The organism is Pseudomonas sp. LM13, assembly GCF_041381355.1.
Classification (GTDB): Bacteria; Pseudomonadota; Gammaproteobacteria; order Pseudomonadales; family Pseudomonadaceae; genus Stutzerimonas; species Stutzerimonas frequens.
Genome location: NZ_JACBXH010000021.1, coordinates 23,098 through 38,385, shown reverse-complemented (window position 1 = coordinate 38,385; position 15,288 = coordinate 23,098). Strand labels below are relative to the sequence as shown.

Here is a 15,288-nt window from a genome sequence, read left to right as displayed (position 1 = left end):
CGATCAGCCGCGCTCCGCAGCGTTTGCCTGGGGCGCCTGTGCGGCTCCCAGGCGCTGCTCGCCGGATTCCAGCAGCGCCTGCAAGGCACGGCCATAGGCGCCGAGCGCTACGCGCAGGCTGTTGTTGTGGGTCGCGCCCTCGACCAGCAGCAACTGCTTGGGCTGGCGCGCGGCCTCATACAGCTGCTCGCTGAAGCGCGGCGGTACATAGCGGTCATCGCTGCCGTGCACCACCAGCAGCGGCATGCCGATCTGGTCGATCTTCTCCAGCGAATCGAATTTCTGCGACAGCAGCCAGCGCACCGGCAGCGTGGTGTCGGACACGGCCGTCGCCACATCGGCCAGCGAGGTGAAGGTCGACTCGATGATCAGCGCGCGCGCCTCGGCGGGTGTTTCGTCGCGTTCGGCCTGCTGACCCAGTTCGGCGGCCAGGTCGACGGCCACCGCGCCGCCGAGGGAATGCCCGTAGATGAAGCGCTTGCTGGGATCCGGCTGCAATTCCTTCAGGCGTTCCCAGCCGATGCGCGCGTCGGCATACACGCTGCGCTCCGACGGCAGGTCGCCAAGGCTCTGGCCAAAGCCTCGGTAGTCGATGGCCAGCACCGAGAAGCCCAGCTTGCGCAGCTGCTCGAGGCGGAACAGATGGCCGGTGAGATTCCAGCGCACGCCGTGCAGGTAGAGCAGCGCCGGTGCGTCGACTTCAGCCGCCGGCCACCACCAGGCATGGATGTTCTGCTCGTCGCCGAATGCCGAATCGGTCAGCTGCAGCTCCTCGACGCCGCGCGGCAGGCCGCTGAACCAGGACGCGTTGCCCGGCTCGATGCGGAACACCAGCTCGCGCTCCTTCTGCTCGAGCACCGAGCAGCCGACCGGCAGGCCGACGGCGAAAAGGGTAATAAGCAACAGGCAAATCCGCCGGGCTTTGCTGCGGAACAGGAAGAAGTGCTGCAAGGTGAGGGTCTCGAAATCAGGAATCGTAGATAGGACCCGCTTGCCGAACGATCTGCAAGGCGGCTCCTCGCTTCACTGATTACTGCATGTTGCGCGCCATTGTCGCCGCCGGCGGACGGTCGGCTACGGCCTCAGGAGCAGCAGGTCGCCGGCCTGGCGTCGGCGTCCTGCACCGCGCGCTCGATCTTCCAGGCCCAGGCGAACACCAGCAGGCCGCCAACGGCGGTGGCGGCGCCGATATAGCCGGTGGAGGTCCAGCCGAAACCGGCGGTGATCGCCAGTCCGCCCAGCCACGGGCCGAGCGCATTGGCGATGTTGAAAGCGGCGTGGTTGGAAGCCGCGGCGAGGGTCTGCGCGTCCGCTGCGACATCCATCAGATGGGTCTGCAGCGCCGGCGACAGCGAAACCATGGTGCCCACTGCGAACACCGCCGGAAAGATCGTCCACACCGAGTGCGCGGCCAGCGGGAACATCAGCAGCACCAGTGCGCTCCACAGCAGCAGCCAGGCGACGGCCTTGAAACGCAGCTTGTCGAACAGCCAGCCGCCGACCAGATTGCCGACGATGCCGCCCAGACCGAAGGCGGCGAGGGCGAAGGGAATCCAGCCGGCGCTGACACCAGTGACTTCGAGCAGCGTTGGCGCCATGTAGCTGAATACGCAGAACATGCCGGCGAAGCCGATCGAGCTGATCGCCAGGGCCAGCCAGACCTGCGGCCGGTTGAACGCGCGGATCTCATGCAGCGGGCTGCTTCGCGGCTCGTCGCGGTTGAGCGGCAGGAACAGCGCCACCAGAAGTACCGTCAGCAGGGCGATGGCGCCGACCAGGGCGAAGGCGTAGCGCCAGCTCAGCCATTGGCCGAGCCAGGTGGCCAGTGGGTTGCCGATCAGGATCGCCACGGTCAGGCCCATCAGCACCCGCGCCACGGCCTGGGCGCGCTTGTCCGGCGGCACCATGGAGGCTGCCACCAGCATTGCCACGCCGAAATAGGCCCCGTGAGGCAGGCCGGTGACGAAGCGGGCGATCATCAGCGTCGCGTAGTCCGGTGCCAGGGCGCTGGCGAAGTTGCCCAGGGCGAAGAAGCCCATCAGCAACAGCAGCAGGTGTAGGCGGTACAGCCGCGAGCCGAGGATCGCCAGCAGCGGCGCACCCACCACCACGCCCAGGGCGTAGGTGCTGATCACGTTACCCACCTGGGGTTCGCTGATGCCCAGCCCCGCTGCGACGTTGGGCATCAGGCCCATGATGGCGAACTCGCCGGTGCCGATGGCGAAGCCGCCCATGGCCAGCGCCAGTTCGATCAGCAGTACGGCACGGGCGGACAGGGGCGGAGTCGCTGCGGTGGCTGGCGCCGTCATGGTTACCTCGTTGCGTCGAAAAGGGGCGGCATTATTCACGCCTGCGGGCGCAGGTAAAGCCATACCGCCGAAGAAGGAGATGTACAGGGTGGTGGGATTGCATCCGCGCGCCGGAGTTCGCCAAGGGAGCGGTGCGTCAGTCGGAGAATCGAGGCGTAACTCTGGACGTTCGGCTGGCGCCTTGATTCTGACGATGATCTTGATTCTGGTCAGGGTGACCGCCAGGTCGGCTCAGTATTTTGCGAACCAGCTCCAGAAAATCATGTGGCCGGCAGCGGCTCCAGCACTTGGAGCGACACGACGTCGAACGGCTTCGTGCAGTGCCTCGTACCGCCCAGGAACCTCCCCATGAAATTCCTCTTCTCGCCTGCCGAGCTGCTGATGAATCGGCTCAGTTATCCAGTCAAGTTCGGTGTGATCGGCCTGCTTGTGTTTCTTGCCTTCGCCAGTCTGATGCTGACCATTGCCGGTCAGCTGAATCGCACCATCGAGCGTGCGGAAAGCGAGCTGGTGGCGTCCTCGCTGGCACGACCATTGTCCCGCCTGATCGAGCTGACCCAGCAGCACCGCGGCGTCTCGTCGATGCTGCTGGGCGGCAACGCCACCGTGGCTGCGCGTCGCGATGCGCTGCAGACCAGCGTCGCGACTGCCTTGGCGGAAATGGAGCGGGCGCTCGCCGAAGACAAGCGCACGCTGCGCGAGTGGCAAGACATCGGCCGCCGCTGGGAGGAGATCAAGCGCGCCGGCCTGAACTGGACTCAGGTCGAGAATTTTCAGGCGCATACCGCGCTGATCGGCGAGCTGCTGACATTCCAGACGCTGCTTTCGGATGCCTACGGTCTGACCTTCGATCCGGAGCCGCAGACCTACTACCTGATGACCACGGCAGTGAACCGCATGCCGTTTCTGGTCGAGTATCTGGGCCGTTTGCGCGGCAGTGCCTCGGCGGTGCTGGCCAAGGGTGAGATGAGCGATCAGCAACGTACCGCATTGATCGTCCTGACCGAGGAGATCAGGTCGGCGACTGCGGACATGGAACGCAGCATCGCCAAGGTCATCGCCCAGCGGCCTGAACTCCAGGGGCAACTGAGCCGTGCAGTCGCCACCATGCACGAGCGCGGTGAAGCGATCGATGCGGTGGTGCAGGCCATGGTCATGCGTGGAGATTTCACCAGCACCTCATCGGCGCAGTTCTTCGACATGGCGACCGACGCGATCAACATCGGCTACGCACAGATGCGCGACGTCCTGCTGCCCAGCCTGGACAGCCTGCTGCAGCAGCGGATCGACGATGCCCGGCTGATGCTTCATGGCAATCTGGCCGTCCTGCTGGTGGTACTGGCGGTGATCGGCTATCTCTCGATCGGTGCCTACCTGTCGGTGATGACCAGCATCCGCAGTTTGCGCGAAGGCAGTGAACGACTCGCCGCAGGGGATCTCACGGCACACATCGACCTGGCTGCACGCGATGAATTGCGCTACGTGGCCGGCAGCTTCAACGACATGGCCGAGGCCATGCGCCGGCTGATCGGCAGCATCAAGGACAATTCCGATCACGTCGCCGACTCGGCGCGCAGCCTGGTCACTGCCTCGGGGCAGATTCATGTGGCCTCGCAGTGCCAGAGCGATGCGGCCTCGAGCATGGCGGCGGCAGTAGAGCAGATGACCGTGGGCATCGAGAGCATCGCGCGCAACGCCGGTGAAGCCGATGCTCTGGCCCATCGCTCCGGCGAACTGTCGCGCCAGGGTGGCGAGATCGTGGCCGCGGTGGTCGAGGAGATCAGCCAGATCGCCGTCTCGGTGAGCGATTCGGCGCGCACGGTGGCCGAACTGGGCGAGCGCTCCGGACAGATATCCGCGATCGTCGGGGTGATCGGCGACATCGCCGCACAGACCAACCTGCTGGCGCTCAATGCGGCGATTGAAGCCGCCCGTGCCGGCGACCAGGGCCGCGGCTTCGCCGTGGTGGCCGACGAGGTGCGCAAGCTGGCCGAACGCACTGCCAACTCCACCAAGGAAATCGCGCAGATGGTGGCGGCCATCCAACAGGGCACCGAGGGCGCGGTGCAGGGCATGGAGCAGGGTGTGGCCAAGGTCAACGAGGGCGTCGCCCGGGCCCAGCGCGCCGGCGACGCCATGGGCGGCATTCGCGAAGCGGCCAACCAGGTGCTGTCCACCGTGGCGGAGATTTCCAATGCGTTGCGCGAGCAGAGCGCGGCATCGGCCGAGATCGCCCAGCAAGTCACCACCATCGCCCGCATGGCCGAGGAAAACGGTGAAGCGGTGGGCAGCAATCACCACACCGCCAGCCGCCTGAGTGACCTGGCCGGTACCCTGCTGGACAATGTCAGCCGCTTCAAGGCGAGTTGAGCACGTGTGCAGCGACGGCGCCACGTGGCGCCGTCGGCCTTAACGCCAGGCGGTCACAGCAGCTCTATGCCGAAGGGGCGCATGAGCAGCGCGAACAGCCCGAAACAGACGACCGTGATGCCTGCGCTGGCCAGCAGTGCCAGCCAGAACCCCAGCCGTGGCAGCAGCAGCGGAAACGCCAGGAACATCGGCAGGGTCGGCAGGACATACCAGAAAGTATGCCAGGCGTGGTTGGCGATCTTCTCCGGCGATTGCTTCTCCAGGTACAGCCAGATCAGCGTGAGGAGGGTGATGAGCGGCAGCGCGGCAATGAAGCCGCCGAGCTTGTCGCTACGCTTGGCCACCTCCGATACCAGCACGACCATGGCAGCGGTCAGCGCGTATTTGGTAATGATCCAGGACATGGGTTTCTCCCGTACGAGCCGCAGCCCTGGCCGAGTTTGGCCAGTGCTGCGGTGGTTACGCCGAAAACGAAACTCAGAACACCTGTTCGATGGTGATGTATTCGCCATCGGTGCGCAGGGTGAGTTTCACCGTCTCGTTGGTGCGGTTTCGCCAGAACCAGCCGTGCTTGCCGTCGAACGCGGCGACCAGTTCACCCTGCAGCTCAGGCGCATTCTTGCCCTTGCCATAGCCATGGTAGAAGCCTTTCGGTGCCTTATAGGGATCGCCGTGGGTGTCGTAGTTGAGGCGCCCGCCATTGGCCGTCCAGTGGAAGTTCGCCTTGGCGCCTTCCTTCATTTCCAGCTTGATCTCGGTGGCCTGGTTGGGCTTGAGTGTCAGGTTCACCTCGTGCTGCTGGGTGGCGACTTTTGGTGGCTCCGGTTGCGCATGCGTTGGCGCTGCCGCCGGGGCTGGCTCGGCCTGTGCCACCACCGGTTCCTCCTTGTCCGGCGTTGTTGCGGCATGTTCGGCTGGAGCGGCTTCGGCCGGCGGCTGCGCTTCGGTCGCGGCTTCCTCGGCCAGGGTCTGCTTCAGTTCGCCCATCTGGGTCAGGCCCAGCAGTCGGCCGACACCGGTCGGATCGATGGCGTACTCGGCGGGCATCACCACGGTTACCAGCAGCACGCCGGCGGCGATCAGGGCGATGAGGGTGGAGCGCAGCAGCTGGCCGCTGCTGGGCAGCTCGCTCAGGTCGGGACGTTGGTTCTTGTACATGGGGCAAAATTCCTTACGAAGACAGGGCCAGGCCGGTGAGCTGGTAGCCCATCAGCAGGAAACCGGCGCTCATCATGGCGACGTTGGCGGTGTAGGCGTGGCGCCAGAAGCCGGCGGTGCGCCGCCAGTAGCCCATGGCAATGAGGATGGTGCTCAGCGCCAGCAGCTGGCCGATCTCGACGCCGACGTTGAAGGCGATCAGGTTGGCGATCACACCATCGGCGGCAATCTCGTATTCGAGAATCTTGGTCGCCAGGCCGAAGCCATGGATCAGGCCGAACACCAGCGTCGCGGCGCGGGTATCGGGCTGATAGCCGAACCAGCGTTGAAAGGCGCCGAGGTTGTCCAGTGCTTTGTAGACGACCGAGAAACCGATGATGGCGTCGATCAGATAGGCGCTGACGCTGATCTCCATCAGCACGCCGAGCAGCAGGGTGACCGAGTGGCCCACTGCGAACAGGGTGACGTAGAGCCCGACGTCCTTGAGCCGATAGAGGAAGAAGATCACCCCGAAGAGGAACAGCAGGTGGTCGTAGCCGGTGATCATGTGCTTGGCGCCCATGTAAATGAACGGCAGCAGCATCACGCCGGAGCTTTCCTGGATGAAGCCCTTGTCGCCTTCGGCCACGCCATGGGCGAGTGCGTCGGGCACGAGGAAGAACAGCAGCATGCCGAAAACCGGCAGCAGCGAGTGGCGCAGGCGTGCGTAAAACGCAGCGAGCCCGCGCAGGGATTGCGAATGCATGGAATGGTCCTGAGCTGGTGAAAAGAGGTCGCCTGAGGCGACCGCGGTCGCAGCAGGATCAGGCGCGAGGTGGACGCTCGATGCGTGACACCGGCCCTTCGGGCAGCGCGCGCCGTGGCCAGGCTGGTAGGTCCGCGCGCTCGGGCTGCGCAGACAGGCTGAGCAGAAGCATGGGGTGGGGTGTTTCGTGGATGTGATCGCCAAGCACGTGCACGTGTTGCAGCTGGCACAGCGTGCAGTTGCCGGGCTGCCATTCATGGCTGGGAGCGTGGTGATGGTGATCGTCGTGCCAGTGGGCGCCAGCACCGTGCTGAGCCGCGCCGTTCAGCCACGACAGCGCATGGCCGCCCCAGCCCATCAGCATGGCGATGAGCAGTGCGGATACCAGCGGGGTCTTGAGGCGTTGGCGGATCATCAGCGATCTCGTGTTGCAGGCGTCGCACGCAAAGCAGGGTGCGCATTGTAGGGTCGACGCGATTCTGGCAGCCATCGTCGGATCTGTCTGCGTGTACTGCCATTGCTCAATGGGCTAATTTCCCTTCCGCCTTGGTAGTAGTCTGAGTGCCCACGGACGCTGAGCTCCGGTGCCACTGGCTGCTCATAGCGGCCAGATCCAGAGAATCGCCGGTACGGCGCAGAGCACCACGAGAATCGACAGCGGCAGGCCCAGCCGCCAGTAGTCGCCGAAGCGGTAGCCGCCCGGCGCCATCACCAGCGTGTTTGACTGATGCCCGATGGGCGTCAGGAAGGCACAGGAGGCACCGATCGCCACGGCCATCAGGAACGGATCAGCCGAGACGTCCATCCCACGTGCCAGGCTGATCGCCACGGGTGCGGCGAGCACCGCGGCGGCGGCATTGTTGACCACGTTGGAGATCAGCATCACCGCCACCATCAGCAGCGCCAGCGTCGCTGCTGCTGGCAGTGACTGGCCGACCGAGAGCAGGGCGTCGGCGATCAGTTGCGAGCCGCCACTGGTCTCCAGCGCCTGGCCTACCGGCAGCATCGCGGCCACCAGCACGATCACCGGCATGTCGATGCTCTCGTAGATGCGTCCGACGGGAATCAACCCGACCAGGATCATCACCAGCGCGCCGGTGACCAGCGCGGTGGCAGCCGGCAGCAGGCCGAAGGCGATGGTTGCGAGGGTGATGGCGAAGACCGCGCTGGCCAGCAGTACATTGCGCGGGGTGGTGATACTCAGGCCGCGCGATGCCAGTGGCAGGCAACCCAGGTTGTTGAGAGTCGACTGCAGAGCATCCTCGCGGGTCTGCAGCAGGAGAATGTCGCCCGTGGCGAAGCGGATCTTGCCGAGCCGCTGGCGCAGCCGCTGCCCTTGGCGAGCGACGGCTAGCACGTTGACGCCGTGGCGCTCGCGCAGATCGAGGCCGCTGGCGGTCGTGCCCACCAGTATCGAGCCTGGGGAGATGATGGCTTCGGCCAGCGTCAGCTCGCCGTGCCGGCTCTTGTGGCTCTTGCGTGCTTTCTCTTGCTCGACGATTTGCTCGGTGGTGTCCCGCTCTTCGCGGGCCTCATCGTCATGCTCGTCGACATTGGCGGCCAGTTCGACGCCGGTTACGTCGAGCAGCGCCTTGAGGCTGTCGGAGTCGGCTTCTACCAAGAGGATGTCGCCTTCGCGCAGCACCTCGTAGGTCGACGGCATGCGCTGGCGCTCGTCGCCGCGGACCAGGGCGATCACCTGCACGTCGGCTTCCTCCTTCACCGCACCGATCAGCGCGTGCAGCGTGCCCCCGGCGTACTTGCATCCCTCCGGCACGCGCACTTCGGTGAGGTAGGCGCTGATCTCGAAGAGGTCGCCGTTGCCTTCCTGTTCCTGGCGCCGCGGCACCAGCCGCCAGCCGAGCAGGGCAATGAACAGCACGCCGGCGACCGTCACCGCGGCGCCCACCGGCAGGAAGGCGAACATGCCGAAGGGCGACTCGCCGGCCTCGGCGCGGTAGCCGGCGATGATCAGGTTGGGCGGGGTGCCGATCAGCGTGAGGGTGCCGCCGAGCAGCGAACCGAACGCCAGTGGCATCAGCAGATACGACGGGGAGCGCCCGCTCTGGCGTGACATCCAGATCGCCACCGGCATGAACAGCGCCAGCGCGCCGACGTTGTTCATGAAGCCCGAGCTGAGCGCGACGATCCCGGTCAGCGCGGCGACCTGTGCCCATGGCCGATCGCCGACCTGCATCAGCCGCCGCGCCACGCTGTCCACCACGCCTGCATTGAGCAGGCCGCGGCTGAGCACCAATACCGCGGCCACCGAAATCACCGCCGGATGGCCGATACCGGCGAACACCTCGTCCGCCGGCACCACGCCGGTCAGTGCGCAGGCGAGCAGCGCACCCAGTGCGACCAGGTCGTAGCGCCAGCGATTCCAGACGAACAGCACCAGCGTTGCCGCCAGTACGCCAAAGACGATCAGCTGTTCGCCGGTCATGTACTTTTCTCCGAGCCGCCAGGAACCCGCAGCGCGTCGGCGCTGTAGTTTGGGGCGGTAATGCCAGTGGAAACCACGATGAGGTATTGCGCTGCAGGCCACCTGCCTGCAGGGGTAATGCGGCTGTCATAAACAGACTGCAGCTGCTGCGCAAAGGTGCCAGCAGGTTATGGCAAAAATGTGCGCTGCGGGGCAAGGTGGCGGCACAACAATTCGAAAGGTCCTTGCCATGCCCGAGTCCGTTGCCCTGTGTTGCCGCGATGGTTATGCGCTGTCTGCGCAGCTGTGGAACCCGCAAGGTCCGGCGCGCGGCGCGGTGATCATCAGCTGCGCCACCGGCGTGCTGTCGCGCTATTACGCGCGCTATGCGAGCTTTCTCAACGAGCACGGTTTCACTGCACTGACCTACGACTTTCGCGGCATCGGCGGCTCGCGACCGCAGCGCCTGCGCGACATGCAAATGCGCTGGCGCGACTGGGGCGAGTACGACTTCGACGCCGCGGTGCGCTATATGCGTGAGCGTGATCCGCACGGGCTGCTGGTGGCGGTGGGGCACAGTGCCGGTGGCTTCATGCCGGGCTTTGCCGAGGCCGCCAGCGGGGTGGACCGCTACCTCAACGTGGCCGGGCAGTATGCCTACTGGCGCGACTACGCCGCCGAGCAGCGCCTGCGCATGTACGCCAAGTGGCACCTGTTCATGCCCGCGGTGACCCGCCTGGCTGGCTATTTTCCGGGGCGCCGCCTTGGCTGGCTGGAAGATCTGCCAGCGGGCGTCGCGCTGGAGTGGTCCCGGCGCGGGGCACGGCTGGAAGACAGCTATCCGCCTGACGAGCACGAACTGCTGTTCAGCCGTTTCGGTGCGATCCGGGCCCCGATGCTGGCGGTCAGTACCAGCGACGATGAATTCGCCACGCCGGCGGCCATGCGCCGGGGCCTCGGCTATTTCTGCAACAGCCCGCGCCAGCTGGTGCAGCTCAATCCTCGCGCGATGGGCTTCGAGCGCATCGGCCATTTCGGTCTGTTCCACGACCGGCATCGAAACGGCTTCTGGCGCGAGTCGCTGGAATGGATCGCCGAGGGACGCAATCCCTGGCTCGCCGACGAGGTGATCGAACCCGGCTCGGCGCCTGCGGGCGACGCCGCCATTCCCTTCGGCACGCCGTCGGGCTATAAGCCTCGCCCATGAACAAGAGCGCCCTTCAGCAGCAGATCATCGCCACCCTCGAAGCCGACCGCGAGGTCGCCAAGTCCGTGCTGGCCGCGACCCACGAGGCCGCCACCCATGCCGAGAGCAAAGCCGAGAACAAGTACGACACCCGCGGGCTGGAGGCGGCCTATCTTGCCGATGGCCAGCGCCGCCGCCTGCACGAGATCGAGACGGCGCTGGCCGCCTATCGCAACCTGCAGCCCGGTGCGAGCGTGGATGGCCGGGCGCGGGTCGGTGCGCTGCTCTGCCTGGATCACGACGGCGCCGAGCGCTGGTTCTTTCTCGGGCCGGATGCGGCGGGGTTGAAGCTGCAGCATGACGGGCGGGAAATCCTGGTCATCACGGCGCGTTCGCCGCTGGGACAGGGGCTGCTCGGCCGTGACGTAGGAGATGAGGTGGAGCTGCGGGTCAATGGCCAGCTGCAGCGCTACGAGGTGCTGCAGATCGCCTAGAGCCGGTTATGTGGCGTGGGCTTCAGCCCACCAAAGGCATTGGTGTGGCGGGCGGTGGGCTAAAGCCCACCCTACGGGTCCGTTGGCAACGGCTAGGACGTTGCGGATCGTGTAGCGCCGGCTATGTAGGGTGGGCTTCAGCCCACCGAGCGCATTCGCGTCGGGGTGTTGGGCTAAAGCCCGCCCTATGGGGTGAGTAGGTTTCAACGGGGGCTGTGGGGCATGGCGCAAAAGCCCGCTCAATCGGCCGCGCGCGGTTTTCTCGTCCGAGCGCCGCTCCCTTTGCGTGGCGTGGCGCTGCGTTTCTTCTTCCACGGTTTGCCGCCTCGGCCGGCGGCCACCGGTGGACCGCTGATCGTCATGCGCAGCCCGGCGCAGCGTTCGACCAGCTTGCTCATCCACGCCGACTGTTTGGCGACGAATTCCTCCAACGGCATTTCGCCGCTCTGCACCATGTCCAGCGCCTGCTCCCAGATCGCCGTGGTGCCTGGGTCGGCGATCGGCCGCGGCACGGCGTCGATCAGGCTGAACGCCGCCGGTGTAGCCGCCAGCGCCTTGCCCTGGCGAACCAGATAGCCGCGGTCGAGCAGGCCCTGGATGATCCCTGCTCGGGTCGCCTCGGTGCCGATGCCGGTGGTGTCCTTGAGTTTCTGCTTCAGCCGCGGGTCATTCACCAGCTTGGCGACGTTCTTCATGTCCTTGATCAGGTCGCCTTCGGTGAAGGGCTTCGGCGGTTGTGTCTGCTGGTCCTTGAGTGTGATCTCGCCCACCGCGTAATCCCCGCCCTGTTGCAGCGCCGGCAGGCTTTGCGGCGCATGTGCCTCGAGATTGCCCCGTGCCGGCGCCAGCGCTTCGGGCATGGCGCGTTTCCAGCCCGGTTCGACGACGCGCTTGCCCACCGCCCGCAAGGCCTGGCCGGCGCAGTCGAAGTCGGCCTGGGTGCGGTCGTACTCGTGGTTGGGCAGGAACTGCGCCAGGTAGCGCGCACGGATCAGCTCATACACCGCGCGCGGGCGCCCGGCCAGGCGTTCCAGACCACGCGCCGCGGCGGTGGGAATGATGCCGTGGTGGGCGCCGACCTTGGCGTCATTCCAGGCCCGCGAGCGACGCGACAGGTCCAGATGCGGCTGCAGCGCCGCGAGCGCCGGGTCGGCCTGCATCAGCGCCGCGACGATGGCCCGCGCTTCGCCGTGCTGGCTCAGCGGCAGATAGCCGCAGTCGCTGCGCGGGTAGGTGATCAGTTTGTGCGTTTCGTACAGCGCCTGGGCGATGTCGAGGGTTTCCTGGGCGCCGAGGCCGAGCTTCTTCGAGCAGACTTCCTGCAGCGTGCCGAGATCGAACGGCAAGGGTGCCGCTTCGCGCTGCCGCTCGGTCTTGATGTAAGCGCGCGCCAGACTTGGCACTTGTTTGCACTTGGTTTGGCACTCGCGGGTTGCGCGTGGTTTGGCACTGTGCCGGGTAATGGCTGGTTCATTCGAGCAAAAAAAAGCCCGCACTGGGCGGGCTCCGGAACTCACATCTGTGCCCAGCGGGGGTGGGTACAGGTGATGGCCATATGATGTCATCAAATGTGATGTGTGTCACCATTATCGGCTGGTTAGATAATGGAGCTATACATGACTTACTGCGGAAAGGATCGCCGCCAATCCCTCGCCTTGCGCAATCACGTTCACGCCCAGTTGCTAGACGGAGCGATAATCACCTCGCGCGAGCCCCTGCAGCTTTCCTATAAGGGCTGCGAGATAAGCGTTCGCCACGGCCTGCTGATATGCGAGCCAACCCCTTTAGAGCTGGCCGAGGCGCTTGATGTGCTGGCGCAAGGTGAAACCGAGCAGCGAGCCAACGCACTCAGAACGTGCCTGGCTCAGCTAAACGCCTCCCTTGCTCCGTACCTTCCATTCAGGCCTTTGCGCGACCATGCCCACCGCCAGCAGATGAGCTGAGGCTGTCAGCGAGCGCGCCATCAAAGCCCGCCCGCCTCACGCAACAGCGGCAGCGGGTCGAACGTGTCCAGCTCGTCGTAGGTCATGGCCGCCAACTGCGCCTCCAGCTCATTGGAACGGGTGCGGACGGCCTCGCGGCGGGCCAGTAGCTCGTCGAACAGGGTCGGGTCGCCCAGGGCCCGCTTATCCTCGGCGCGCTGGCGACGCCAGCCGTTGGCGCCGTCGAGTTCGCTGATGGCCTGGAACGCGGCCTGCTTGATCGCCTGCACTGCGGCGGCGGCGAGTTGCTGGCGGTAGTGGTCGGACGGTGGCAGGTCCAGCTCGCCGCTGTAGCGCGCGTGCACGGTGTCGCCCTCGATGACCACGTCGGCGAACAGCGCCATATCGTCCGGATAGACCACCCGCACGTCGTCTAGCCGCAGGGGAAACGCAACGAATTTAGACATTGACCCAATCTCCATAGAACGCAGGGGCGGCCGGCATGCCGAGGGCGTCGGCAACGTCGCTCAGCCAGCGGTCGTAGTCGGCGCGGTCGAGCAGGTAGGGGTCAGCGATATGAACCGTGTCACGGGTATTTTTCCCCAGGCGCACGGCATTGCCGATATAACAGCCTTCGTTGCCGGTCATGGTTGGGGCCATCGGCGTCTGTGCGGTAGCGGCCAGGGCGTAGCTGTTCGCATTGTGAGCACTGAACACCATTTCGGCAGTCAGCTCGACCAGCCGGCGGCTGCCGTAGCGTTCGATCAGCAATTGAACCCGATCCGGTGTGATGGCGTTGGCACTCGCGGAGCCCTGCCCCTTCCATGAGGTGATCGCGCGCGCCCTGATCCGACAGTCCTCGGTGTAGTACCACTCCGCCGCATTGACGTTGTTCGTAGCGACGAAGCTGCGACGGCGCACCTCGACGAAGTTCTGGTTGTAGAGGCGGATAGTGTCGCCGTCGCGCCATTCATAGAGCCCGTCCGCCGTGCAGTACGATAGGCACGCATAGTTACGGAACGCCTGCGACAGGAACGCCGGCACTGTGGCCGTGATCAGCGTGCGCGCGCCGGTCAGGATGTTGATCTCATAGACCCCGGCACCCGTCACGGTGGTAGCCAAATACCACTTGTCCAGCACCTGGTTGTAGATCAGCGCATTGACGACAGACCCGGAGCCGGTGACGCCATCGGTGGCCGACCAGACCAGCGTATTGTTCCAGGTGGCCACGCTGACCTTGACGCCGAAGTTTATGCCCAGGATATAGCCGGGCTTGTTAGGAATACCGAAGTTTTCGGTTTTCCAGGTGTTAGCCACCGAATAGTTCTGGCTGTTGCCAAAGGTGGCGAACTTCGGCGGGCGGATACCGGCGAAGATGTTGCCGGCCTGGCCCGCTGCGGCGCCGGCGGCTTGGTTGAAGAACTGGCTAAATTGGCTCACTGCTCGGTCACTCCGTCGATGAAGTTGAAGACGCTTTTGGCGTAGCTCGGCAGTGCCGCCGCCGGGTCGCCGAAGATGGTGAAGGCGTGCCCGGCACCGGCCACGCTGATGGGGGCCACGCCGATGGCGGCGCCGAAGTCGGCGCTCTGCTGGGCGGCGACGGTGGTATCGGCATCGCCATGGATCAGCAGCGCGGGGGTTGACCAGGCGGCGGCTTGCAGGGTCGGGCTGGCCGCTGCCGGGTCGGCGGTGTACTGGCCGATATTGGCCTGCACGTCGGCGGAGAATTGGGCGAGTTGGGTCAGGTTGTACGCGCCGTAATAGCCGATAAACGAGGTGAACAGGTCCGGGCGGGCGATGACTGCCAGCGCGGCGAGGTTGGCGCCGGCCGAGGTGCCGAGGATGTGCAGGTCGGTGACGCCCAAGCCCTTGAGGTAGACCGCTGCGGCGATTACGTCGTCGACGGCGCCGGGGTAGCTCTTTTCGCTGGCGGTGGCCAGGCGGTAGTCGATCGAGGCGAAGCCGACGCCGTATTTCTCGGGGAACTGCTGGACGTAGGCGCCGCCGGCCAGGTTGGCCGCGTTGCGGTCGCCGGCCACCCAGCCGCCGCCGTGAACCATCATCACCAGCGGCGCACCCCGGACGATGCGGGCGTCGAGTTTCTGCACGGTGTTCGGGCCGTAGGGCTGGGCGCTGTAGCTGCTGATGGTGAACGAGTTGCCGGAGTAGCCCATGCGTTCGATGATCCAGCCCTTCAGCCGGCCCAGGAATTTGCAGGCGCACATGACGTTGTCCTCGTTGATCTGCATCGGTTCGTTGAGCCCCATGATCGGGTGCCCGTTGCCGTCCAGGGTGACCGGGAAGCGGCTGTATTGGGTGAAGGGGTATGGCATCAGCTGCACCTCTTGGCCGTAGCGCGGGTCGGCGGGCAGGTACAGGGTTGGCGTGGCGACGCGGTTGTTGAGCATGAGGCGGTCCCACGGCTGGGCCGTGTGGCCGTTGGGTGCGACGGCCCAGGGGCGAGGCGTGGCGACGCGGCGGATGGCTTCGAGCAGCTGGGTATTGTCGACCTCATCGGGGATGAGTTCGGCCGCGCGGATAACGGTGAGGATTTCGTCGGTGACGGCGTTGGCCCACTGGGCCGGATCGAGTGAGGCGGGAATGCCGAGCAGCGGATTGCCATCGGTGAATCGCCCGTCGCGCAGGCTCACGCCGGGAACTGATCGGGGATAGTCCATG

At 65.6% G+C, this 15,288-nt stretch carries 14 protein-coding genes and 2 pseudogenes; 5 read left to right on the top strand and 11 right to left on the bottom strand.

Features of this window, described 5'->3' with window-relative positions; translation table 11 throughout:
- Positions 1–3: 3 nt before the first annotated feature.
- Positions 4–951 (bottom strand): alpha/beta hydrolase, encoded by a 948-nt coding sequence (locus HZR81_RS14200; RefSeq protein WP_500128496.1) that lies wholly within the window; start codon positions 949–951, stop codon positions 4–6.
- Between the two features lie 131 nt (positions 952–1,082).
- Positions 1,083–2,309 carry an MFS transporter gene (locus HZR81_RS14195; protein ID WP_500128495.1) on the bottom strand — a complete coding sequence of 409 codons (1,227 nt, stop codon included), beginning with the start codon at positions 2,307–2,309 and terminating at the stop codon, positions 1,083–1,085.
- Between the two features lie 348 nt (positions 2,310–2,657).
- Here HZR81_RS14195 and HZR81_RS14190 point away from each other — a divergent pair.
- Together HZR81_RS14190 and HZR81_RS14185 are read left to right on the top strand one after the other, a co-directional pair.
- Positions 2,658–3,818, top strand: a pseudogene (locus HZR81_RS14190) (HAMP domain-containing protein); the annotation flags it as partial.
- Positions 3,813–4,679: a methyl-accepting chemotaxis protein gene (locus tag HZR81_RS14185; RefSeq protein ID WP_500128523.1), complete on the top strand. Its 867-nt coding sequence runs from the start codon at positions 3,813–3,815 to the stop codon at positions 4,677–4,679. The pseudogene HZR81_RS14190 and the gene HZR81_RS14185, both read left to right, overlap by 6 nt.
- Before the next feature lie 53 nt (positions 4,680–4,732).
- Here HZR81_RS14185 and HZR81_RS14180 read toward each other — a convergent pair whose 3' ends face one another.
- The 5 genes from HZR81_RS14180 to HZR81_RS14160 all read right to left on the bottom strand — a co-directional run bounded on the left by HZR81_RS14180 (position 4,733) and on the right by HZR81_RS14160 (position 9,028).
- On the bottom strand, positions 4,733–5,083 hold the full coding sequence (locus HZR81_RS14180; RefSeq protein ID WP_014821149.1) for a DUF3147 family protein: 351 nt from the start codon (positions 5,081–5,083) through the stop codon (positions 4,733–4,735).
- 73 nt (positions 5,084–5,156) lie between these two features.
- The gene (locus HZR81_RS14175; RefSeq protein ID WP_200599385.1) at positions 5,157–5,837 is read right to left on the bottom strand and encodes a transmembrane anchor protein; all 681 of its coding nucleotides are present in this window, start codon (positions 5,835–5,837) and stop codon (positions 5,157–5,159) included.
- Positions 5,838–5,850: 13 nt separating this feature from the next.
- Complete coding sequence (locus HZR81_RS14170; protein ID WP_500128494.1) at positions 5,851–6,582, bottom strand: HupE/UreJ family protein; 732 nt, start codon at positions 6,580–6,582, stop codon at positions 5,851–5,853.
- Positions 6,583–6,640: 58 nt separating this feature from the next.
- Positions 6,641–6,997 (bottom strand): hypothetical protein, encoded by a 357-nt coding sequence (locus HZR81_RS14165; RefSeq protein WP_399868379.1) that lies wholly within the window; start codon positions 6,995–6,997, stop codon positions 6,641–6,643.
- A gap of 183 nt (positions 6,998–7,180) precedes the next feature.
- Entirely contained in the window at positions 7,181–9,028 is a 1,848-nt protein-coding gene (locus tag HZR81_RS14160; protein WP_500128493.1) for an SLC13 family permease, read from the bottom strand.
- Between the two features lie 229 nt (positions 9,029–9,257).
- Between HZR81_RS14160 and HZR81_RS14155 the strand changes: the two genes are divergently transcribed.
- Complete coding sequence (locus tag HZR81_RS14155; RefSeq protein ID WP_500128492.1) at positions 9,258–10,214, top strand: alpha/beta hydrolase family protein; 957 nt, start codon at positions 9,258–9,260, stop codon at positions 10,212–10,214.
- Positions 10,211–10,687, top strand: a complete 477-nt coding sequence (locus HZR81_RS14150; RefSeq protein ID WP_500128491.1) for a GreA/GreB family elongation factor — start codon at positions 10,211–10,213, stop codon at positions 10,685–10,687. The genes HZR81_RS14155 and HZR81_RS14150 overlap by 4 nt, the downstream gene beginning before the upstream one ends.
- Before the next feature lie 239 nt (positions 10,688–10,926).
- Here the strand turns inward: HZR81_RS14150 and HZR81_RS14145 are convergent.
- A pseudogene (locus HZR81_RS14145) lies at positions 10,927–12,129 on the bottom strand (DNA topoisomerase); the annotation flags it as partial.
- Positions 12,130–12,303: 174 nt separating this feature from the next.
- Here HZR81_RS14145 and HZR81_RS14140 point away from each other — a divergent pair.
- Positions 12,304–12,630: a hypothetical protein gene (locus HZR81_RS14140; protein ID WP_500128490.1), complete on the top strand. Its 327-nt coding sequence runs from the start codon at positions 12,304–12,306 to the stop codon at positions 12,628–12,630.
- A gap of 20 nt (positions 12,631–12,650) precedes the next feature.
- On the opposite strand, the gene HZR81_RS14135 is transcribed toward HZR81_RS14140, so the two are convergent.
- Genes HZR81_RS14135 through HZR81_RS14125 form a run of 3 tightly spaced genes read right to left on the bottom strand, consistent with a single transcriptional unit; the run spans position 12,651 to position 15,287 of the window.
- Positions 12,651–13,076 (bottom strand): hypothetical protein, encoded by a 426-nt coding sequence (locus tag HZR81_RS14135; RefSeq protein ID WP_500128489.1) that lies wholly within the window; start codon positions 13,074–13,076, stop codon positions 12,651–12,653.
- Entirely contained in the window at positions 13,069–14,049 is a 981-nt protein-coding gene (locus tag HZR81_RS14130; RefSeq protein ID WP_500128488.1) for a hypothetical protein, read from the bottom strand. The genes HZR81_RS14135 and HZR81_RS14130 overlap by 8 nt, the downstream gene beginning before the upstream one ends.
- Positions 14,046–15,287, bottom strand: a complete 1,242-nt coding sequence (locus tag HZR81_RS14125) for an alpha/beta hydrolase family protein (RefSeq protein ID WP_500128487.1) — start codon at positions 15,285–15,287, stop codon at positions 14,046–14,048. Before HZR81_RS14125 ends, HZR81_RS14130 begins: the two co-directional genes overlap by 4 nt.
- Position 15,288: the final 1 nt, after the last annotated feature.